This is a genomic window from Flavobacterium limnophilum, assembly GCF_027111315.2.
GTDB lineage: Bacteria > Bacteroidota > Bacteroidia > Flavobacteriales > Flavobacteriaceae > Flavobacterium > Flavobacterium limnophilum.
This window is the reverse complement of record NZ_CP114289.2, coordinates 4,223,083-4,247,403: the sequence shown is the minus strand read 5'-3', so window position 1 is coordinate 4,247,403 and position 24,321 is coordinate 4,223,083. Positions and strand designations below refer to the sequence as shown.

Genomic DNA, 24,321 nt, shown 5'->3' with positions numbered 1-24,321 from the left:
TTAAGTTTAACCCTGTCAGGGTTTTTAACCCTGACAGGGTTAAAAATTGGAATTATTTCACAAAGACGTTGATAATACGACTCATCGTGTCTCCATCTTTGTCTGTTACGGTTATTTTGAACGAAGCCAAACCTTTTTGGGCAGCTGTAAATTCAATCGTAGAACCTTTCAAGTTTACTTTTCCGTTAACAACATCAGAGAAAGCATATACCGGTTTTTTCTCGTATCCCTTGAAATAATCTTTGGCATTCAAGGTCAATTTTCCCCCTGAATTGATGAAAAAATGTGGTTTTGCCATCCAATCCAAATACTCGTCCAATTGGGTAAATCCGTCTTTGTCCTTGTCCGAATTAGCATCCGAGAAATCATTTGCAGCCGAATTCACATTCAAACCTTTGGCTTTTTCCCACCAGTTTGGCAATCCATCGTGGTCGGTATCCCAATCTGCAGGACGAGTTTCAGACGCAAAATTTGGCCAACCTCCTTGGTCGGCTTCGTTGTCAATCATGCCTCCCAAACCACTTTTACTTCCTTTGAAAGTATAAGTTCCTTTCAAAGTTTCCTCAACAATACGAATATCGTGTTTATCGAAGAAAGGTTCATTCGCTCCTACATCCGAAAGCACGTTTTTGTATGCTGCTTCTGCACTTTGCGTGTTTACATACGATTCGAAAAATGGTTTTGGCAAAAACACGTCATAATCTGCGGTCGCTTTATTTGATAATGTAAATTTTCTTCCTTTATCTTGGTTCTTTTCGTTAAAATAACCTGGCATCACGTTTCCATCAAAATAATATTGTTGTTTCCCTTTTCCAACGCCTTCAATTTGTGCATTCAAGGCCACAAAAATATCAGTAGAAACTCCCGGTTTATAAAAATTATTCACAAAATTCACTTCACTGGCACCGCCATCTGTAGCACGATGTCCCCAGTTGTACACCACATTATTTCTGATATCCAATTTTCCTCCGTAATAACCATCTCCATTCAATCCTCCGCCAATACTCCAGTTTCGACCGTAGTTGTGAGCCAATAAATTATGGTGAAAACTACCCACATCGCCGCCAATGGTAGCGGCATATCCGTGCATTTTACCCGCAGGATATTTGTCGTGACCCGCCACATTCAAGGCCTCTGAAATCATTGTGCGTTGCAGGGTAATGTTGTGTGATCCTCTAGAACTAAAGGATTCGTCAATCGTCCAACTGATAGAACAGTGGTCAATAATACTATGGTTGGCACCCGTCAGTCCCATTCCGTCATAAGTAGTTCCTCCACCAATTCTAACTTTCAAAAACCGCACAACACCATCATTTCCAGTCAGCCCAATCGGTGCTCTAGAAATCGTAATTCCTTCTCCCGGAGCAGTTTGCCCAGCAATGGTAATATACGGTTGATTCACCACTAATCTTGAAGCTAATTTTATATTTCCAGAAACATTGAATACAATGGTTCTTGCACCAATAGTTTGATCTACGGCATCACGCAAACTACCCGGACCACTATCATTCAAGTTGGTCACTTCAATCACTTTTCCGCCTCTTCCTCCAACGGCAAAACGACCGTAACCTTCCGCTCCCGGAAAAGCCAATTGCGCCGGTTTGAACGACCAAACGGTTCCCAATGTCGCTATTCCTTTGGCATCCAATTCATCCACACGCCAGTAATAAGTAGTTCCACTGTATAACTTTCCAAGATCGAATTTGTTCTCGGTTAATTTTCCTTTAAATTCTGGAGACTTATCTGTGGCATCTGTAACCGCATTTTTATCGGTTCCAAAATAGATTTGGTGCGCTACGGCATCTTTTGCCGATTCCCATTTCAACATCAAATTGTTGTCCATCACCACGTGTTCGTCAGCATTTGATGGCTTTGGCGTATGGGCTTGTTTTTTCAAATTGGGTGTGTCGATTTCAAAACCATTAATCACCATTTGTTGGATAAAATCAGTTGATTTTGAATCCAATTCAAAACGAATCACCACATCCTTATTTGCTTCGGCATTAAAAAGAATATAGGCCGTGGCGGTTTCAATTTTGGAATTGGAACGATTGCTTGGCGAAACGGTTTCTGCCAATGTACCATTCACGTAAATTTTTACCGGAGAAAATGTTTTGCCTTCGATTTTGTCAAAGGTGTTGTGAAAAGTCAACAACGAATGTTGACCCGCTTTCAGACCGCTGATTGTTAATTCCAAGTTTTCGGCTGTAGCCAAGCCATCACTAGCCAATTTGCTGTAAAATGGCGCATTCATCCCCACCTTGTACCATTTTGCATTGAAGTTTCCTTTCAATTTGAAGGTTAGGCTATTGAAAGATTTTTCGGCTTGCTTTTGTTCGCTTATTGGCCAAGAATTATAATTAGTATCATTTACTTCTTCCACTCTTCGTTGCGAAAAATCGAAATCAACTTTTACGATTTGTTTTTCCGTTCCACTTTTTAATGCTTGTGATTGCGCATTTACGGCCAAAATAGCTGACAAAACCAAACCACTTACTAATTTTTTCATCTTTTTATTTTAAATTTATTTTTTCTCTATTACTATTGAACCTCACCCCAGCCCTCTCCAAAGGAGAGGGAGCCGAAACTGGAACAGTGTTGTTTTTTTACCATTAAGAAAATTAAGAGAATTAAGCCTTAATGAACCTTAATTTTCTTAATGGTTTATTTTTTTTATTGGTCTAACCACACAAAAATGGCAAACCTAATTTAATTTGATTTTTTCTGCTTCTGATTTGCCAAGCAGGCTTATAATATCTTTTTTCCGTTCTTCGGGAATTACGTTTAAAACTTTCAATTTGCCGTTTACGAGTTCCACCTCAACCGTCGTGTTTTGTTTGACGTGCAATTTGAAATGCACATTCCAGTCTTTTGGCCAAGCCGGGAAAAGATAAATTTTTCCATTCGCTTCCTGCAAAAGCATTTCTTGCATACCAATCATCCCGCTTCCTCCCCAATTGTGGTCGGGAACCCAATCATAACCCGGCCCCCAAAAGGCTGGAAATCGTCGGTCGGAATTGGCCATTTTCAACAAATTGTATTTCGCCGCTTCATTGGTCAACCCCAAACGAGCCGCAAAAATATTATCCTGTTTCCAACCAATATGACTACGGAATTTTATCGCATCGGTATCGTATTTCCAAGTATTCAAAGCCGTTTGCAAATCAGGTTTTCCGATGCCGTAAATTCCCCAAGGATACACAGGATACAACTGCGGGACTTCAGTATTATTGATTCTTTCCCAAGATTTTGCAGGAACTAAAACTTTATGATTTTCTATCTGGCCAAAATTCAAAGGCGGAATTCGGGTTTGAAAAGCCTTCAAATACACTAGATCTTCTTTCGATAATTCCTTTTCGGAAAGATTCAAAAGCTTTTCCGTAATTACTTGCAAAGCAGAAATGGTACTGTTCGAATTATACGCCATTTTATAGGTTTCAGCTCCCGAACCCGGAAAAAGAATCAAATGACCGTTTCCATCCAAGGCTTTTCGACCTCTTTGTTTTGCTAAATATTGGTAATGTTCATCGAAAAAACGAAGACAGCTGATGATAAATTGATTGTATTTCGAGATGTCTTCGCCCGCGTATTCTTTCTGTTGCAACATCATTTGACAAAACTCGAAAACCGTGTCCCATTCGTATTCGAGCCAAGCGTTGTATTCCATTCCGGGGTCATAATCGGCAGGGCGCTTCCATTCGTATTCGGCAGGATTGGGTAAACCAAAATTTTCCAATTGCTCCGTAAATGATGCCCCACCGTGTTTCCAATAGACTTTCGAACGCAATTCGGCATTTTTTTGCAAGCTCAAATAATAATCCAATTGCGATTTCATCATATCAAAATCACCGCTTTTCACCATTGGAAAATAAACCAATCGCTGGTTTTGGGCCGTCATTGTCCCGCCTCCCCAATTCCTGAAATCAGGTGTAAAATTCAAATCGGGATTGGTAAAAACAGGATCAACTGTAAACAAACCACCATTGAATTTCGTTGGATATTTTCCATAAGCATTGCAACCGAGCATATAGCGAAACAATTGGTAATTCTGCCCGATTTGATACACTGAATCTTTTGCCGAAACATTGCTTTCTTGGGTATAAATAAAACTGCGATTCCAAAATTCATTCCACCAAACCATCGTATTTTTTTCTGCTTGCTTTGCTCTACTCTTATTTGCAGCAATCAAAATTTTCAAACCGTTATTCCAAGTATTAAAATCAAATTGGCTCGTGTTTAAATAAATCTCTACCGACTGTTTCTTGGAAGGTTTTATGCTTGAAAGACTGAATCCCCTGAAATCCGTATCCTGATATTTTCCAAGATAATTACCGACCGGTATGAGATTGTCACCTTTCATAAATCCGCCGAACGTCAAATCCACAATCGGATTCATCATTTCATCTTCAACCGATTCCATTTTTTGCTGTTTTACCGCAACGTCAAAAACGGTATTTTCTCGGTTCCTATGATAAAATTGAACTCCATTGTTTTTAAAAGCAATCGAATCTTTAAAAGTAATAATTTCTCCCTGCGGAGCCCATTTATAGGAATTGGCATTATTCGCTTTTCCTTTTGACTCTCTGTTTTTATGTCGCCAACTTTCATAAGAAGCCGTCATTTGCAGCGGGTTTTCGCTTTCTAAATCCAAATGGATTATCGGCTTGAAAACATCGACCCAAAGCTTGATTTTCACATCCTTTTGAGCAATCGAAATGTATCCGTCTTTCAAAACCAATTCTTGGTGAAAGCCCTCATTATCTACAAACGGATTGGGAGTTAAACTCACTTTTACACGACCCAATTTCAATAAAGTATTGTGTTCGTCGAAAGTTCCGCTACGAGAAAAATAAAAATACAAATCGCCTTTTTCTACCCAGACATTCGCCCCAATATCACCGCCACCCAAAGGCATCGATTCGGATGAATTGTTGCTTTGAGTAGTCCAAATTGGATTGTAATTTTCGAGCACGGGAAGTTGCGCTTTAGCGGAAAGCGTTACGAATAGAAAAAATAAGATTATTGTGTTTTTCATTACAATCTTTTCAATTGCCTCCAGCTTTAGCTGGAGGGATTAAAATTATGTTCAATTGGCTTTAGCCAAATAACTATAAATTTTGGCTAAAGCCAATAAATGCTGTCATTTTTGTTCCCTCCAGCTAAAGCTGGAGGCAATTCATAAAATTACCAATCATCCGTCCTGAAAGATGAAACCGGCAAACCGCCCCCACTAAACAATTCTGCTTTTGCAAAATCTTTGAACAAATAACGAATCGCTACTGGCTTGGCAACTTTATCCGAAGTCAAAACCACCGATTTTCTGCGAACAACCGTTTTGGCTGGATAGAAAATCTTATCTTCTCCTGCCAATTCAAAACCTAAAACTGCTGCATCGTAGGATGTAATTCCGTTTTCAACATTGTCAAAAGAAACCGTTACCGCATTGTCTTTTATTTCCATCGATTTGTATTTTGGGCTTTCAAATTCAAAGCCTTCGATACCGTAGGTTTTCGCCAAAGCCTGAAACGCCAATCGGTTTCCACCTTTTTCCTTGTCCATTGGGTGGATATTATTTTCTTCGCCAACATCCATCAAAACCGCCATTCCCGAATTCGGAATTTCCTTTGATGCTTTCAATTGCGCTTCTCTCAAATAAGCAGAATTGTATTTCTCCAAATAATCTTTTGGATGAAATTGGGCATAATTAAACGGGGCGATTTGGGCATAGTAAAACGGAAAATCGCCTTGTTTCCACAAGCCTCTCCAACTGCTCACCATCTTTTTCATCAAAGCCGTATATTCCGAAGCTCTCTCGTAATTCGATTCTCCTTGATACCAGATACAGCCTTTGATTCCGTAACCAATAACGGGCGACAGCATCCCATTAAATAAAGTCGTCGGAACACGATTTGGATCTTTGGCCAGTTCTTCTTTTGTTGTTGGAATTTTGGCAGTTGCAAAGTCTTTGAGCATTTCTTGATTCATCCAAGCTTCCATACTCGAACCGCCGTACGAAACGTGAATCAATCCCACCGGAACATTTAAAACATCTTGTAAAAGCGAACCAAAATACCAAGCCGTTGCACTAAAATTTGCCGTTGATTTTGGAGAAGCTGTTTCCCATTTTCCTTCAAAATCATCTTTAGGTTCTAAAACAGTAGTGCGTGGAACCGTAATTAAGCGGATGTTATTATTTGTTGATCTTACAATGGTTTCATTGCCGTTTTTTACGGGTTGACCTTGAAATCCTTTCAAGGGCATTTCCATATTCGACTGACCGGAACACAGCCAAACTTCACCAATCAAAACGTTTTTTACGACTACTTTTTCGCTTCCTTCCGAAACTTCAATGGTAAATGGCCCGCCAAAAGATGGTGTCTGCAATTCAGTTTTCCATTTTCCTAAATTGTCTGCTTTTACTTTGTAGATTTTTGCGTTCCAAGATGTTTTTATTGTAACATTTGCATTGATTGAAGCCCAACCCCACATTGGCGCATTGGACTTTTGCTGTAGCATCATATTATCCGAAAACAAAGCCGGCAATTTGATTTTGGCACTGATTTGAAAGCTTGTTAAAAGCATTGCAATGACTATAAAAATGTGTCTTATTATTTTCATTTCTTCTTTTTTATTTTAATCTATGTTTTCTGCTTTTTCAATTGCCTCCAGCTTTAGCTGGAGGGTTTTAAATTATGTGCAATTGGCTATAGCCAAAATTTATAGTTATTTGGCTAAAGCCAACAAATACAATTATTATGTACCCCTCCAGCTAAAGCTGGAGGCAATTCAGCTAAAGCTGGAGGCAATTCAGATAAAACTATTTTTCTTTTACAATTACAACCGGCCCCAACAATCCCGCTTTTAGCAATGGTTCTCCTTCCAATCTAAAAGGAGCGGTTGTCCAAGTTAATCTTTGTTCTTTTGGTAATTTTTCATCACCAATTAATCGGTTTGCCCAAGTATTGGTTACTTTAATTTCAATCGTATTTTTACCTTTTTTTAATGCCTCCGAAATAGCCACTTTATAAGGAAAAGTCCAAAGAGTTCCGCAGTCTTTTCCGTTGATGCTTACTTCAGCAATATTGGCAATTGTCCCTAAATCGAGCCAGATTTTATCTTTGTTATTTCCTTTCCAGACAAAATCCTTTTTATAAATAACCGTTCCCGAATAATATTTAATTTGATCGTTTGTAGAAGTACTCCAATCGAAAAGTTTGTTCGTTTTAACCACTTCTTTTGGGCCTTTGAATTCTGGATCAAATTGCAATTCCCAGTTTTCATCTAAAGTCTGGACACTCTCAAATTCTATACCTTTTTGATAACCTTGAGCCAGAACTTCTTTTGTTTGGTCTTTAAAAATTACAAAACCGGATTCATTTGCCTCTAAATTTATCGAAACAATTGTTCTTCCGTTCTCCATCTTCCAATTGGCTAAAGTTGTAGTTTTATCATTTACAGGATTATACCATTGGGGAATTTTTCCAGTAACACGAAACGAAGCTTCAAATTGTCTTTTTTGTTCTTTTTGATTAGTCAAGAAATAAACATCTTCGGTTTCTGATTTTCGGTGTGTCCAAGCGATTGTTTCTGAATCGGCTCTGTTTAATTTAGGAAAATAAACATCTTGCTCGATTCCGATGGAAGCAAAATCATTTCCTAAATAAGGCAGTTTAATTATAGTTCCTTTTCCAATTTTCCAGGTTGATGAATTTGAATTGTTCCAAATTTCCCCAACTACATTCTGCCACTTTTTATGTTCTGCTTCTGATTGCATTCCCGGTTGTAAATTTGGTTTTTCATCAATAAAAACTGTCGCTCCTTCTTTTATCAATTCCAATATTTTTTCTGCTGAAGCCAAAGAAATCATTTTGTTCGGCGCCATTTTGTGACTTCCCGGAAACAATAAAGCACCATATTCTATGCTATTGCTGAAAACCACTTTTCCGTTTTCGACTTTGGCATTATTCAACAACACATCCGCATTGAAAGAATCGTATTGGTAACCATTCATTGCATTAACCCATTGTGATAAATCCGTTGAATTTTTAGTTGAACTTACTTCTTTCGGCATTTTAATGCTGGGCTGACCTTCATTTTTTAACCGAATAGCTTCACTTTCCAAACGTTCCTTCCCAAAAACATTCGGAATAAAAGGCACCAATCGATCGGGGAGAACCGAACGCGACGGCAAATCTTCGCCAATAAAGACTGCCAAATCAATAACCGGTTTTCCTTTTTGCAATTGAAACTGCACTCGCTGGCAATAATCTACCCAAGCTTTTCCGGGTTTCCACCATGTTTGGTCTCTTTGAAAATAAGAACCAACTCCGTCCAAAGTCAGACCGGGTTTTCTGTCCGTCCAAGGATTGTGTACAAAAACGTGATAGAAAAATCGGTTGATTCCGATTGCGTAATTTCTGTCGGCCAAAGTTTTCAAATTTCCGGGATGTTCATCCCAATCCATTTTCAACTCCGTGAAAGCTTCCGCCTGAATAATGTCTTTTCCGTAAATATGTCCACCCGAAATCGCATCAAGCATATCATTGGGTTTGTCGTGGGTTGGACTTTTCAGCCAAAATTCACCACTCGGATAATCGATGTGCTTGAAATGCAAAAGTCCGTCACTCATCATCGTTGGCGCCACATTTTCGGAACTGAATTTTACGTTGGCTTTTTTGGCTTCATCCGCCAAAGTGCCAAAGAAATTATCGACAATCAATTCTGAAATCGTTTTGCGCACATCGTACAATACTTTTTCGGAAGTTTCAATATCATTTAAAGGAATTCCCGCCATAACAGGCAAATAATCTACCAAATCATAACCTCTGCGCTTTTTAAATTCCTCCTGAAAAACAGGCGACCAGTTTTGACTTCCACATTCCCAACTGTCCATATGCAAGATCTTGACTACTTTGGATGCCAATTCAGGCCCTGCAGTTCGTAGCATTTCGCCAAACCAATGGTCCAGTTGAAAACGAACGGCTTCGGCATTGAATTTATCCACTTCCAACCCTCTTGCTGCGCCAGCGGTAGCATTTTCGTGACCAGTAGAAGTGTATCCCATTCGAATAATCCTCCATTTCCCTTTTGGCGAAAGCCAAGACAGCGTACCGTTGGCATCGACAAATTTGGAGATATTAATCATTTTTGATTGGTCAACACAATCCGATTTTCCAATTTGTTCTTCAGATGTTTGTGGACTCAAACGCCAAATCGCACCTGATTTTCCTTGGTAATTGTCAATCAGCGGTTCATTCGACAAATATATTTTGGCTACTTTCAATCCCTGATTCCATTTGGCAGGATCCAAATCTTCTGCTCCCGGTTCTGTTCCTTCGGGATTGTAAACAAAGCGGAAATATTTGGCTTTTGTTGGAACGATGCTATGGGTGTAAAACGCATCTGTATCTTGCCAGCCTTGGCGTGGCGTGGACAATCGACCGAGGCTTTTGAAATTCACACCATCATCACTTACCTCAATTAGTAAACGATGCGCTTGAAAATTGTTGCCTTTGGTTTCTATTTGAATCGATTTGCATAGAAATGGCTGGTCAAATTCATACTGGATCCATCCTTTTTCCTTTAATCGAAATTGATCATCTTTATTGGAATCACTTAAAAAAGAAGCGTCAAAATCGGCTAAAGTAGAAGTGATTTTTGGACGGTTTTGATTTGATGTAACGTAACTTTCCTTTACCGGAATGGCAAAAGTGGCAATATCTTTATAATAATCTTTGTAATGATTTGGAACCGGTAATTTCGTTTGAATTTTAGCTCCACCATTCACGAAAGTGTCCGCCCAAACGACTTTTTGCATCGACATTTCGGGAGTTATCCAAGGCCCTCCGGCTACGGCAAAACCATCGGCGGGATGGAACGCAATTTTCACGCCCAATCGGTCTGCTTCGGTTAATGCCCAATGCACCAAATTCCAAAATTCTGGACTTAATTGTAAAACGGGAGGATTCATTAACGGCGGATTTGCCGGACCTTTAATCGTCATCAAATAAGCACCTCCAATTCCGGCTTGTTTCATCGCTTCCAAATCGGCGGTGATGCCTTCTTTTGAATACGCACTTTGCATCCAATACCAATACACCCAAGGTCTTGAGGATGCGATGGTGGAAAACTCCGTTGTTTCTTTTTTAGGAACTTCCTGTGCGGAAACGAAACCCGCGAGGAGTAATATAAAAAAGAAGTTTTTTTTGTTGAACATTATTGTTGTTATTATCCGTTTGCTTTGTCATTCCGAAGGAATCTCACGTTAGTTGCTCCAGTTGCAGAGATTCGTACGGAATGACAAACTGTACTTATAAAAATTAATATTTGAACTTTTTCAAGTTACTTTCCAATTCATTATTTGACCCTGTAAAGGGTACCAAATAAAAACTATACTGATAATCTCCCGAAGGAATTTGGTATTTTTCTAAAGGTGCAGCCACTGGCGACCAAGAGTCATTTCCGCCCACTCCCATCTGAATTAAATCGATATTCAGGGTTAGAAAACCAGGGTTTTTCAAGTTGAAAGTGTGTTTGGCTTCGCTCAAATTTTCTTGGGTATAAGGCCAGGCACTTGTACTCAAAGGTTTTGTGTCATTCACAACCAATAATCCTTTGTTTTTTTGAGGGGTTGAAAAAGCCATCCATCTCACTTCGGTTCTATTGGCATTTTCTTGTGGCATTTGGAATGGCTCGATGAATTTATCGATTGGCAACGAATAACGACCGATTGTAAACCCGAAACTGCGGTCGATATAATTCTCCGATTCTCCTTTTCCGTACCAAGAAATTTGCTCAAAATCTTTTTGAACGCCCATTTGCATTCCAATTTTCGGAATGTTCGGCAATTTATTTGACGCCTTCAAACTGTAATCTACTTTTATCGTTCCGTTGGGTTTGATGTTATACACGACACTTACATTGGCACTGTCTTTTATCATTTCATAATCACTAACGATTTTGATTTCGCCATTTGATTTATCCAAAGCCATATTGGTCAATTTAGGTTTGGTGGTGTACCATTGTTTCAAAATCTTGTTCGGTTTCCAACCTTTACGGTCGTTATCGGTAAGCGGTCTGGTAAAATTTGGCAACAAAGGAGCAAAAACCTGTTCTTGACCTTTAAAAATATAAGAACTTAATGCGCCATTTTTTTTGCTTATTGCAATTTCAAAAGATTGTCCTTTTAGTTTAAATTCTGAATCTGTTTCAGCAATAGCAATCTTGTTTGCACTTTCTTTTACAGCCGTATAAGCCGATTTTTTTTGCAACAAAAATTGATCTGTTGCTACAGCGTAACCTTTAGAAGCCCATTTTTTGTCTTTCGAAAGTTGGAATTCAATGTTCAAGAAATATTCGGCATCGGCTTTCATTTTTGGCAAATACGGACTCACATTTAGAACTGTAGATTTTCCCGCTTTTAATTGAAATGGCGGTAATTTTTGTGTTTTTACAACAATACCATTTTCTAAAATTTGCAAAACAGGTATGTATTCTTCCAACGATTTTTCGGCTTGGCGGTTTTTGATATTCAATTTGAAATTCGAATCCAAAGTTGCAATCACGGGTTGGTAAATCCATTTGTTTTCATACATCGCTGCTTTTGGCCTTCCATCGGCTGCGACCAATCCGTTGATGCTGAAATTTCCGTCGTGTTTCAATTCGCCAAAATCGCCTCCGTAAGCATAATATTCCTTTCCTGTTCTATAATCGGTCTTTAGAATTCCCTGATCTTTGAAATCCCAAATACAGCCACCGATAATTCGTGGAGTTGAACGGAATTCGTCCCATAATTCTTTTAAATTTCCGGTGGAATTCCCCATAGAATGCGAGTATTCTACAAACAGAATTGGGCGGGTGTCTTTCTTTTGATCTACCAAAAACTTGGGCGTGAAAACTCCTGGGTAAAAACGGCTCACCATATCGACATAAGGTTCGTCCTGTGGATTTTCATATCGGTGCGAATGATCAACTGTTTTTGGATATTTCGGATCAAGCGGGTCGATATAACCTTCCAATCTTGGATTTCCTTGTGCTGGTTCGTAATGCACGGGGCGAGTAATGTCAAAATCGTGTGTCCATCCTGCCATTGCCGCGTGATTTGGGCCTTTTCCTGCTTCGTTACCTAGACTCCACATCACCACCGATGGATGATTTTTGTCTCTTTCTACCATTCGACTCATACGCTCCAAATAGGCATTTGTCCATTTGGGTTCGTTGCTCAATTTTCCACCCAATCCGTGGGTTTCCAGATTGGCTTCGTCCATTACCATAATTCCGTATTCGTCACATAATTCATAAACATAAGGATCAAGCGGATAGTGGCTGGCGCGAATAAAATTGAAATTGAATTTCTTGATCGTAGTAATGTCTTCTTTCATATCGGCTCTAGTCAAGGCTTTTCCCCGAATGGGATGATGGTCTCCACGATTGACACCATACACATAAGTCTCTTTTCCATTGATGAGCATTTTGCCGTTTTCTTTCGAAAATTCTATCGAACGGAAACCTACTTTACAGGATTTGGATTCGGTTATAACCCCGTTGGCATCTTTGATAGACATCACCAAAGTATAGAGATTTGGTATTTCTGAACTCCATTTCAATGGATTTTTGATGGTTTCTTCGAACATTCCGAAACGCACATTATCCAGACGAGGATAACTTTCGTTCAGCATATCTATAACGGGTTTTTGAAGCGGTTCCTTGAATAAAGGCTGATTGTTGGCATCGTATAATTGTGCCTGAAAAGTATAATTTTTGATGTTGACACCCGTCAAGTTTTCGACTTTTGGACGCAATTGAAACACGGCATCTTTGTATTCTTTGTCCAATTTGGTTTGATAAAAGAAATCCTGGATGCGTAATTTTGGCTCAGCCATAATGAAAACTTCTCGTTGAATTCCGCTCATTCGCCAATGGTCTTGGTCTTCAAGATAAGTACCGTCAGCCCAACGAATCACTTGCACCGAAACCACATTTTCGCCTTCTTTCAAATAAGGCGTAATATCAAATTCCGACGGAAGAAAACTGTCTTCTCCATAACCCAAAAATTGACCGTTTAACCACACCTGAAAACCAGAACTTACTGCTCCAAAATGCAAAGTCACGGTCATTTCTTTCCAGTTGGCTGGAACGGTAAAACTGCGTTGATACGAACCAATTCCGTTGTAATCTTTGGGAACGAAAGGCGGATTTACAGGTCGGAACGGATAAACCGCACTTTTGTAAATCGGAATATCATAGCCTTTAAATTCCCAGTTGGAAGGCACTTCAATTTTGTCCCAACCGGATACATTTCCTTTATAAAAATCTTTGGAAGCTTCCTTAAAATTTACCGCATATTTAAAATTCCAATCACCGTTCAACATCTGGATTCGGCTCTTGGTTCGGTCGCCTTTTAGAGCGTCTTCCACATTGGAGTAAGAATATCCAGTCGCTCTGGCAGGCTGCCTGTTGATACTTGTAATAGTAGGGTCTTCCCAAGGAGTTGGGGTATATATTTTTGCAGGTTCGGGAATTCCCGCAGGCTCTCCTGTAACGAGTTGTGCCTGCGTAGTACTAGGAAGTATTAAGACTAGAGTATTAAGTATTAAGATTGATGCACGCAGACAAGCTGAATTTGAAAATTCAGGAAAATTTAAACCTATTTTAAATACTATCTTTTGAACAAAATTGACCATACTATTTTTGTTTTATACTTATAAAAACCTCACCCCGACCCTCTCCAAAGGAGAGGGAGTCGAAACTGGAAAACTTCCAACGTCTTAATTCTTAATACTTACTTCTTCTCTTTTTTCTCTGGTGGTGCCACAAAATTTATTTCGCTTTTACCTAAATCCTTGGAAGTTGCTACTGCAATTCCTCTTTGTTCTGCTTTGTTTACTGCACAATAGAAATGATAAACCACGCCATTGTGTTTTACCACGAATGATTTGTGTGCAAACATATTGTCATACGGTTCTGATGACTGAATTAAATTGTCGCCTTTCCAATCGTTCCAATGAATTAAATCGTTCGACACGGCAAAACGGTTGAAAGCTCCCTGATTCCAATCTCTCCAAAAAGCTCCGAAATAAAACATCACCCAAGTATCATTGATTCTTTGGATGTAAGCATCACCTGTGATTCCTTTATGGTTATTTAGCACCGGATTTTTCCCGAAACGTTTCCAGGTTTTCATATCATTTGAAACCGCCATCCCTATTCTTTCTGCACCTTTAGCAGGTTTCAAACTGTCGCCACGGGCATTGTAATACATCACAAAATTATGCCCCGTCAATTTATCTTTGTCACGAATGACACTGTTTTTGTACATCGTGCTGTTATCCCACCAACTTACATCTTTGTCTTTTGGTGTTAGAACTGGATTTTCTAATCTTTGAAATTCATGAGCTTTGGTTGGAGATTCCTTGGTATAAGCCATTCCAATTGACAATATTCCGGCTTCGTAACCTTTGCTGTCTCCACCAAAATAACTCATCCAGTATTTGTCATCATATTTTTCCCATTCGTAGCTTCCGCCCCAAGTTGGATCTTGCAACGAAATGTATCCCGCTTTTTGGTTCACGTCCCAATGCTTCTCGTTTTCCGAAAAAGACATTACTTTTCCTAAATGTTTCCAATGCAATAAATCGTCGCTTTCGGCCAGCCAGGTTTCGTAACCTCTTCCATCATAAATCAAATAGGTCATAAACCATTTTCCGTCTTTTCTGAAAACGCTCGGACAATCCATTTTATAGGAGTTGTCCGTTGGCACCATAACCAAACCGTATTTATAAGGCGTTTTGATTTCATTGTAAATCTCCTGCATTACGGTTTCGTTGATTTCTCTTTTTTTGAATTTGGTGGCGCAACTTGCTATTAGCAAAGTTGCAATTCCAAAAAAGAGATATTTCATTGTATTTTTCATTTATTTCCTTCAATTTTATTACATTCTTCTTTGGTCAGTCAAAGACTGAGAAACACATCCTCAAAGTCGGAGACTTTGCGGAGTACCATTACTTTTTTGAATTGCCTCCAGCTTTAGCTGGAGGTACAAATCAAGTATTTTGCTCATTGGCTTTAGCCAAATAAAAATTAATTTTGGCTAAAGCCCAGCCCATAAATCTATTTCATTTTTTCCCTCCAGCTAAAGCTGGAGGCAATTCAAAAACAGCCCTAAATTATTCTTTTTCCAATTCCTTCAATCGAGATTCCATTACTTCCTTATTCAATTTCAACTTTACCATTCCCGTAGGATGAAATCTTTTTTTCAGATCAATGGCATTATAAACGATAGTGTAAACATCGTTTCCTTCGGGAATCAGACAAAGCGGCGTTCTCATAATATCCCACCATTTATTGACCTTGGTTTCTATTGGCAAATAATGCGCCTCACTCCATTTATGACCATCTTTGGATAACGAATACGCCATCATATTAGGTAAATGATGTCCCCAACCGTCTGGGCCTCCATCAAAAACTGCTATATACATTCCGTTTGGAAGTTGGCTGACAATTGGATTCTCCACAAAAAATGGATGCATCGTTTTGATAGGATTGCTACCGTCTTTTATTCGTGACCAAGGTCCTTCCAAACTATTCGATTCTGCCAAACCAACAAACCAGCCTTTACTGGATTTCTTTGGATAATCTGCCCAAGATTGAAACGGAAATGCTCCACTATAAAATCCAAAATATTTATCGCCGACTTTATACGGAAAAAATGAAGCCACGCCTTGACGTCCTTCCCAAGGTTCTGAGTCCAATCCCGGTTCAATAATTATACCAGTATCTTTGTATGGGCCGGCAATTCCTGCAATTCCTTCCTTTTCGGATTCACAACGCCAAATTCTCCCAAAAGAATGATTGGGTTGGATTTCTTTGTGAACGGTGTAAGCCAAATAATAGCCATACCATTTGTTTGCTTTTTCGTTAAAAACAGGCATATACGACCAAATCGCAGCACGACGATCGTTCATCGGATTGTCATCTTCGGTAATTGCATATGTTCCGCTTGCCTGCAAAATCGTGGATTCTCTTTTCCAATGAATCGCATCCTTGCTTGTCCAATGTCCGATTTTGGTTTTTACACGGTCGTAATACATTTCTATACCAACTTCTCCCGCTCTCTCCGTTGGAAACATATGGTAGGTGTTACCGACTTTTACGACACGACCTCCTTCAAAACCACCTTGAATTCCTTCGGTTCCGGGAAATCCTTCATCAATTACGGGTTTGTTTTCTCCACCGATAATTTCAAAAAGTGGTTTTTCATCCGAGAATCCTTCAACGATAAAAGTGGGATTCCATAATTTTCCGTCTGGAAGTTCAGCGTTTCTGAATTCCAATTTTTGGGAAGCTTTTACAACTCCCAAAACGGCAAATAACCCTTTTCCTTCTGGATTAATGATATGCGCTCCCTTTGGAAAAGTAATTGCATACACATTAACCGGAGGCAAACCTGTTATGGTTACTCCATTTTCGAGAACCAATTTGGCATTGTTTAATTGGCGGTAATCTGAATTATTTTTTTCTTGAAAAATTCCAATAAGCACTTGAACTGGCTCCTTGAATTTTAGTTTTAATGGGGTATTCGTTCCGTTTTTATAACTTTCTAATGGAAGTTCGAGACCTGTTAATCCTTGCAATTCAGGAGCCAATCGAACAATATTATGTTTACTGCCCGAAAATACCTGTGCATATTGAGTCGTTTTGAAAGTTTTGTAATTCGAATTCACCACTTCAAAAGGAGCGGCTTGCCAACTGGTATTTTGAGCCAAAACTGAAAAGCCCACAAAAATCAGGAATAGGCAATAAATATGTTTAGATTTTTGAATCATTATTTAACTGCTTTATAACTTATTTGATATTCCACATTCGGTTGAACCGTCAATTGGTATTTGTTTTTAGACAATTCCGTAATTGTTCCCGAGTTGGTTTTTGGTTTTGATTGACTTTCGAAAATCAATTTTCCTTCTCCTTCGGCAGCTTTTACTTTGATTTCTTTAGTACTGCAATACACGCTTACTTCGCCTTTTGGTGTTGGCACTTTTCCTTCCATCCATTCCAAACCACCTAAATTCGGTTTGATTTCATATTCGGAATAACCCGGAGCAGTTGGTTTCACGCCTAAATAATATTTCCCTAACAAATAAATTGGACTAGAACCCCAGGCGTGGCAAAGGCTTTTTCCATAAGGGCGTCCGTACATCGCTAAATGTTCCGTTCCTTTTTTGTTTGGATTGTATTCTTCCCAGAAAGAAGTTGCGCCTTCTTTTAACATTCCGCCCCAATAGTCTTTCATTTCTTTCAAAACATAATTTTGCTCGCCCATCGCACACAAAGCTTCCAACTCATAAAAACGCATATATGGTGTTGTGATTTGAAGAATATCTTTATTGAGCAAAACCTTCTTTTTTATACTTTGTTTTTGTTCTTCATTAAAATAATTGAAAAAAATACCGAACATATTAGCGTATCTCGTTACAATATCTTGCATTTTACCATCAATACGCTGATGCTTCATCACGTTTTCTTTCTTATCCCAAAACACATCAAATAATTTTGTTTTTAAATCAGCAGCTAATTTTTGATATTGTTTTTGGTCTTCGTTTTTACCTGCAATTTCAGCACTAACAGCCATAGCTTCTAAACTTCTCGCTAAAAGCATTTGCTCAAAACTAACCTCGCCAGTTTTTGGTAATCCGTTCGCCCAATCAATAAAAACCCAATCACCTTCTAAAGGTTCCAGGAATCCGTTTTTGTTTCTTCTTTCCAAGCAGAATTCCATCAATGATTTCATTCGTGGATAAAAAGTTTTGATAAATTTCGTGTCGCCCGTGTGTAAATAGTAATCGTAAACACCCACAAACCAATACAGCGAATAATCCATTATGATATTAACGTGAGCCGTTACAGGTTCTTTGCCACGCAGCGCCAACAGCGTTCGTTCTACGGAAGCCGAATCAAAGAATAAATAATAATTCATTAAATAACTTTGATACGCGTCGCCAGACCAGACCCAACGGTCGCGTTTAATTCCGTCTATAAAAAATTCGCGAGAGGTCAAATGCATTGTATAAGCCGACACCTCCCAAATTTTATTCAATTCTTGGTCAGAAGATTTGAAAGCCCCACGATAGTCCAATGACAAATACTCATAAAGCATCGAAATAGAATCATATTTTACCGTTGGATCTGCTTGTACCCAAACATAGCGGAATGCTTTTGATCCATTGTGTGTGTAGGTTTCAGGCTGTTTTCCATCAAAATATAAGTGATCTAATGTTTCACATCGGGCAGTATCTATAGCTTCCTCACGAGATTCACCATAATAAAGTGCCACTTTGCCTTTTCCTTTTAAACCGTGAATTTTAATATAACCAAAAGTTTCTTTACCAAAATCCACCAACTTACCATCTCCTATTTTTTCTGTTTTTTTTGCGTTCCAAGGTGTAGTTGTTAGTTTAAAACCAGAAGGTTTACTCTCTGGTGAATTAAAATTCCAAGAGCCAACCGGTACCCAAGGTGTGCCAGATTGTTGTGCTTTTCCATTTTCGTCAATCCAAAGTTTATCTTCATTGGTAACCTTCCAAGATGCGTCAGATTTAACATGCTTACCGGCAATGTAAATAGCTGGCAACACTTCCTGATTATATACTTTAAAGGAAATTTTGTGTTTCCCGGCAGGAATTTTTATTGATTTTGGTTGGCCGTAAACCTGAACTCCATCTAAAAGCAATTGAAAAGTTCCTTCCGAGTAGATTTTCACTTCATCAGCTTCTGGAATATCCACTTCTGACTGAAAAGTTACCAAGGCATAAGGACTGTAATATTGCCAAAGCGGTGGAAATACCGCTTCACGTTCTGTACGTCTTACCTGCATTTTATTGCTTAACCACACTTCGAAATCGCCCGGATACCAAATCCAAGTTTGAGCCGAAGCCGCTTCTGACAAAAAGAATAAGGCAACAACGCAAACAATAGTTTTAAAACTCTGTCGTACAGAAGAAAATATTTTCATGTTAATTAAAATTAAAAATGAGGTATAAACTCAAAATAGTTAGTCCAAGCAAGGCGAATAAAATTTTCACTTTTTTGCTAGTTTTTGGCACATCGGTTTCGCTCACGAAATTGGTTTCTGGACTTTTATCTACCAATGAAATGATAATGGCTGCCAACATTAACACTGCAAAAATGTAAAAGGAAATCAACAAGAAATGGGGCCAAGCGGTGTAAACATCCGCAGGAAAAATCCACAAATACAATACTCCAATAAACAAACTAAAAGCCGAACCCCAAGATAAAATCCCATTTACCGCTTTTTTGGTCGTACGTTTCCAAAAAATACTCAACAAAAACACCACCGACAAAGAAGGTGCCAAAAAGCCCAAAACCGCCTGAAAAATGTTGAATAAATTTTGACCTTTGATGTTGTCTATCGCAATCGCAATAAGGATTGCAAACACGCAACCTGCCGCAACGGTAATGCGACCCATTTTTATTTGCTCTTTAATCGTCGCCGCTGGATTGATTTTCTTCACGTAAATATCATTGGTGTAAACCGTGCTCAAGGCATTCAAAGATGAGCCAATCGTTGCCACCAATACAGCAATCATCACACAAATTACCAAACCGTTCATTCCACTTGGAAATAAATTGGTTACCATCGTCATATAAGCCAAATCGGAATTTTCGCCTAACTCTGGATACAAAACGGAACACAGAATTCCTGGTAAAATAAACAATGGCAACGCCAATACTTTCAGCCAACCGATGAAGTTCACTCCCAATTGTCCTTGTTCCAAATTCTTTGCCCCCAAAACACTCTGGACCATCGATTGGTCCGTGCAAAAGAAAGCCACTGCGGCTACGGGATACCCCAATAAAATGGCAGGCCAAGGATAATGTGCGTCGTTTGCCGGTTGAACCAAATTCCAGAAATTGGAAGGTGTTTTGGCAATCAAGGCTTCGATTCCACCCACTTTTTGCAAACCTAAATAAGAAAGTGTAAGCGAAACGACAATTAATAAAATCATCTGAAAAACATTCACTTTGGCAATGGCTTTCAAACCTCCAGCGAAAGTAAAAATCCCTGAAAAAATGACTAAAACCGTCACGCTTTGCCACATCGGAATTCCTAAAATTTGGCGTACCAAAATTCCTCCGCTAAACAATCCCAAGGACAACCAACTTACCAAAATCTTGACCATTGCATACCAAGCCAAAATGGTTTGCGTACTGTCACCATAGCGTTTTCCCATATATTCGGGCATCGTGCTAACCTTGCTGGCAATATATTTTGGAGCAAAAACCATTGCCAAAAGCAATAAAAAAACAAAGGCATACCATTCGAAATTTCCCGCCACGATTCCCGTTGCATAACCAATACTGGCAAAAGCCAATAAAGACGAAGGCCCAACATTTGTCCCCCACATATTGAACCCGATGTTGTACCAATTCAAGGAATTTCCGGCCATAAAAAGCGTTTCGTTCTTCTTGCTTTGCTTCACGCTCACGACATAACCAATGACCAATAATATCACCAAGTAAATGGCAACAATTATAAAATCCAAGGCGGTTAATTTATCGTAGATACTGTTCATAATCCGTATTCGTTAAGAACATCAGCAATTTTTACTGGCATTCCGGTTTGTAAAGATTTGTCCATTGCCTGTAATAATGCCACGGTTCCAATCCCTTCTTTCATATCCGGATAAGCCATAAAATCTTGTTCGATACTATCCACGAAATATTCCAAATAATTTTGATATTCTCCCGCATGATGGCTTTGTCCTTCAAAACGGAAATAATGTTTTAAAGTACTGTCGCCCCAAGTCACGACTTTTTCTTCGCCGGTTTTGTCAGTAATGGCATAACGCAATTCATGATAATCGGCCTGGCTGGCTCCTTCGGTTGCTCGTAAAATTACGCTCATCCCACTATCCCTTTGTGTCGGCTGTGTTGGCGAAGTATAAACACCGCTCACTCTGGCAATTCTTCCATCGGTGGCTTTGAAAATAAAGTGCATAGTGTCTTCGTTTTTCAAACCTGCCACGCTTCCGTTGCTGCTGATCATTCCATAACCCATAACTTCTTCAATATCAGGTAAATACCATCTGATGAAATCCACGGGATGACTTAAACCGCCATACAACCATTTGAATGATTGCAACAACGACCATTCTTTTTCCAAAAACCAATGGTGATCTGCGTGGTAATGCGACTCAATCGTAATTAAATCTCCTATTAATCCGACTTCAAAATCGGCTCTTTGTCTTTTTGCCGGTTCGAAAAATCGAGAACTTTGGCCGATGAAAACTTTCTTTCCTGTTTTCTCGCTCAGTTCCAATAATGCTGCGGCATCCGAAAGATCGTCAATGAAAGGCTTGGTGCAAACCACGTGTTTTCCGGCCAACAAAGCTTGTTTTACGTGCTCGGCGTGCAAATGGTCTGGCGTATAAATAGCGATGATATCGATTGCACTGTCATTCAATAAATCATCATAATTGGTTGTGTGTGAATGAAAATCAAACTCCTTTGCTCTTTGTTGGCACAATTCCTCATTCCTGTCACATATTTTTACCAACTCCAATTTGGAACTTGCCAAAGCGGCTGACATCGTACTGCGTCCCTCTCCGAGACCTAAAATGGCTATTTTTAACATTTATTTATTTTTCCTCACCCCAGCCCTCTCCGAAGGAGAGGGAGCCGAAACTGGATTGAAAGACATTAAGTATTGGCATTATACTTTCTCTATTTTCCTTATTCTTTTCTCTCCTAAATCTTCTTCAAAAACATCCAAACTTCTCCGGGTTTTGTTCCTTCAATTCCCGTTTGATATTTTTTCATTAAAGCATTCCAATCGTCAACACGTGGATTATTTTCGGTGGTTTTTGGATTCAATTTATCCAAGCTTTCGCCTTTTGGAATACTGATGACCAACATTAATTGTCTTCCGTTTTTGAAAACCTGCAATTGTTGGAAATCGGCATTACAGAATCCTTTGGCAATTTCCGGCCATTTTTCGAATTGAGTTTTGTGATAATCAATATATTCTTTTTGCATTTTTTCGTCTTCGACCAAATTGGCAGTCAAAACGATATTTTCCCATTCGGATGCTACTTTTACATCCTTGCATCTTTCGAAATTTTGGAAATCGTAAACCGGGTTTTCATAGATTTTAATTTCCAATGCTGGAAAGGCCAAAGCCAGTTTTCTTTTGGTTCTTTCCGGTTGGTTCATCAAACCGTAAATCATCAAATGATTTTCCCATTGGTACAATTCTTCGCCCACGATTCGGAAACCTTTTATGGTCGATTTAATTTTTTCGACATCCAAATCTTTTCCGATTACTTCAATGGCAACCGATTTTGGCATTTCTTGCAAACCCCAAGCTTCGTCAACAACCACTTCTTTAGCCAATAAATTGCTGTATGGAGTTCTAATACCGGCATTTTCCTTGATTTTAGAATCTACAAACGCATAATTGTCTTGCCAAACATTTCCAACTGGACCATTATGGTTTTTCAATGTTTTTTGAATCGGAATCCAGTTATTTTTGATGGTAAAACCCTGCGTTCCTTCATCAGTGTACAAGTACAACCACAAAAACGGGTCGTGTGCATACGGACTATTGTAAACTTTGTCGATGTAATTTTCTTCTATCCTGCTTACTGGCTGCGATGAAAGCGTGTAAATTCCGGCCACATCATGCAGATTTTTCGCATAATGATGAATTTTGTTCGCTATAATTTTGTTGTTTTTCATCACATTTTCGGTGTGTGTCCAGCCCCAGCCCATCGAAATGCCGCTGTAAGCCACATCCGAAATTTCGTTGTGTTCGATGGTGATATTTTTTATAAAACCAGCCGCGATTCCCAGACATCCCCAATCTTCGTTGGCTACATTGGTAATCAGATTATCGGCAACCAATTCATCCGAGCAAACGATTCGGTCGTCTTTCACGGTATAAGGCAAATGCGCCTCGAAAGGTTCTTCGGAAAAAACACCCAAATTGATTCCGTTTCCACCAATGTCCTTGAATAAATTTCCTTTGATGGTATTATGATTGGTTCCTCTATGCAAATCCAATCCCGTGGAAGATAAATGTTCAAAAGTGCAGGATTCGAACAAAGTATTGTTGGCATAATTTACTTCAACGGCGGCTCTTGGTCGGCCTACCCAACCTTGATTTTCTAAACTCGCTTGATTTGGAGTTCCGGGCGTTTTCAATTTATAGGCATCCAACAAATACATTCCGGCTTGCAACGGGACGTGACCTTGCTGAGAAGGACGAAGCCAATTGCTGTACTGAAACGAAATTCCCTTGAAATTAAAATGAAGCACTGGCGAATCCAAAGTTCCTTCTACTTTTACCAAATTTTCCAAAACTGGAACTGATACTTTGGCTGTAGCCAAATTTTCTCCCGTTCTTGGAATATAATAAATTTTGGCTTTTTTTCTGTCCAAAAACCATTCTCCAGGTTCGTTCAGCATCGAAATTCCGTTGTTTAAATAGAAAGCCGAGTTTCCGTTGTTTTTAGAAATCCAAGGTGCCGGCCAAGGATGTTCGCTTTGGATGCGACTTTCAGGTTGTTCGAATGAAAGTCTGGCGCTGTCTTTTACAACTTCAATATTTTTAATTCGCAAATTAGCAATCGCCCACCATTGCACGATGAACATTTCCATTCCCGGCTCAAACTTAACGGATTTGTCTTTGAAAGGAATCCAGCAGGTTTCGGTGGCAGCATCCCATGACAGAATTCTATCCATTTTGGTTCCGGCAGTGCTTTTGGCTCTAACAGCTTTTTTTCCGTTGACCCATAATTGTCGGTAATTGATGATTTCTCCTGCTTTTTCAGGTGCATTGGCTTCCCAAACGATTCCTTTTTTTCCGTTTATCGCAATAGTAGATTTTTTCCAGTTTTTTATTTCGAATCCACCGCTTAAGATTGGTTTGGCATTGGCATCAGCTTCAATAGTGGTTGGACTTTCGGCCGTTCCGGAATCTTCGGGTCTAACAAATAAAGGCTCGTTCAAATAATAAGTTCCATCCATAACAATAATATGGATACCGTCTTTTATGGAGGAATCTTTCAGGCGACGCAGTTCTCTGGCTTTTCTTACCGCCATCTGAACGGTTGCCACCGGACTTGATTTTGTTCCTTGATTTGCATCATTGCCTTTAGGCGAAACCCAAATTTCAGCAGCACTGGCTGAAAATAACATTCCTATCAGAAGAAAAACCAAAAATAGTTTACGTTGTTGCTTTAAATTCATTTTAAATTGTAATTGTTTATTTGACAAATATATATTTTTTCACACTCTGAATGTGTC

11 protein-coding genes are annotated in these 24,321 nt (G+C 39.2%); all 11 read right to left on the bottom strand.

The annotated features are described in order from the left end of the window. Positions 1 to 52: 52 nt before the first annotated feature. The 11 genes from OZP13_RS17655 to OZP13_RS17605 all read right to left on the bottom strand — a co-directional run bounded on the left by OZP13_RS17655 (position 53) and on the right by OZP13_RS17605 (position 24,264). Positions 53 to 2,509 (bottom strand): pectate lyase family protein, encoded by a 2,457-nt coding sequence (locus tag OZP13_RS17655; protein ID WP_281298065.1) that lies wholly within the window; start codon positions 2,507 to 2,509, stop codon positions 53 to 55. A gap of 195 nt (positions 2,510 to 2,704) precedes the next feature. After that, entirely contained in the window at positions 2,705 to 5,035 is a 2,331-nt protein-coding gene (locus tag OZP13_RS17650; protein WP_281298064.1) for a DUF5703 domain-containing protein, read from the bottom strand. Positions 5,036 to 5,184: 149 nt separating this feature from the next. Continuing rightward, a complete protein-coding gene (locus OZP13_RS17645) occupies positions 5,185 to 6,618 on the bottom strand; it encodes a sialate O-acetylesterase (protein WP_281298063.1) in 1,434 nt (477 codons plus the stop codon). A 199-nt stretch (positions 6,619 to 6,817) separates the two neighbouring features. Next, positions 6,818 to 10,216 carry a glycosyl hydrolase gene (locus OZP13_RS17640; RefSeq protein ID WP_281298062.1) on the bottom strand — a complete coding sequence of 1,133 codons (3,399 nt, stop codon included), beginning with the start codon at positions 10,214 to 10,216 and terminating at the stop codon, positions 6,818 to 6,820. A gap of 103 nt (positions 10,217 to 10,319) precedes the next feature. Further along, the gene (locus OZP13_RS17635; protein WP_281298061.1) at positions 10,320 to 13,682 is read right to left on the bottom strand and encodes a glycoside hydrolase family 2 TIM barrel-domain containing protein; all 3,363 of its coding nucleotides are present in this window, start codon (positions 13,680 to 13,682) and stop codon (positions 10,320 to 10,322) included. Positions 13,683 to 13,780: 98 nt separating this feature from the next. Continuing rightward, positions 13,781 to 14,911: a glycoside hydrolase family protein gene (locus OZP13_RS17630; RefSeq protein ID WP_281298060.1), complete on the bottom strand. Its 1,131-nt coding sequence runs from the start codon at positions 14,909 to 14,911 to the stop codon at positions 13,781 to 13,783. A gap of 253 nt (positions 14,912 to 15,164) precedes the next feature. Beyond that, positions 15,165 to 16,823 (bottom strand): glycoside hydrolase family protein, encoded by a 1,659-nt coding sequence (locus tag OZP13_RS17625; protein WP_281298059.1) that lies wholly within the window; start codon positions 16,821 to 16,823, stop codon positions 15,165 to 15,167. Then, positions 16,823 to 19,006 carry an alpha-L-rhamnosidase-related protein gene (locus OZP13_RS17620; RefSeq protein WP_281298058.1) on the bottom strand — a complete coding sequence of 728 codons (2,184 nt, stop codon included), beginning with the start codon at positions 19,004 to 19,006 and terminating at the stop codon, positions 16,823 to 16,825. The genes OZP13_RS17625 and OZP13_RS17620 overlap by 1 nt, the downstream gene beginning before the upstream one ends. 1 nt (position 19,007) lies before the next feature. Next, positions 19,008 to 20,588 (bottom strand): sodium:solute symporter, encoded by a 1,581-nt coding sequence (locus OZP13_RS17615; protein ID WP_281298057.1) that lies wholly within the window; start codon positions 20,586 to 20,588, stop codon positions 19,008 to 19,010. Next, a complete protein-coding gene (locus OZP13_RS17610; RefSeq protein WP_281298056.1) occupies positions 20,585 to 21,649 on the bottom strand; it encodes a Gfo/Idh/MocA family protein in 1,065 nt (354 codons plus the stop codon). The genes OZP13_RS17615 and OZP13_RS17610 overlap by 4 nt, the downstream gene beginning before the upstream one ends. Positions 21,650 to 21,762: 113 nt before the next feature. After that, positions 21,763 to 24,264 (bottom strand): L-rhamnose mutarotase, encoded by a 2,502-nt coding sequence (locus OZP13_RS17605; protein WP_281298055.1) that lies wholly within the window; start codon positions 24,262 to 24,264, stop codon positions 21,763 to 21,765. Between the last annotated feature and the right edge of the window lie 57 nt (positions 24,265 to 24,321).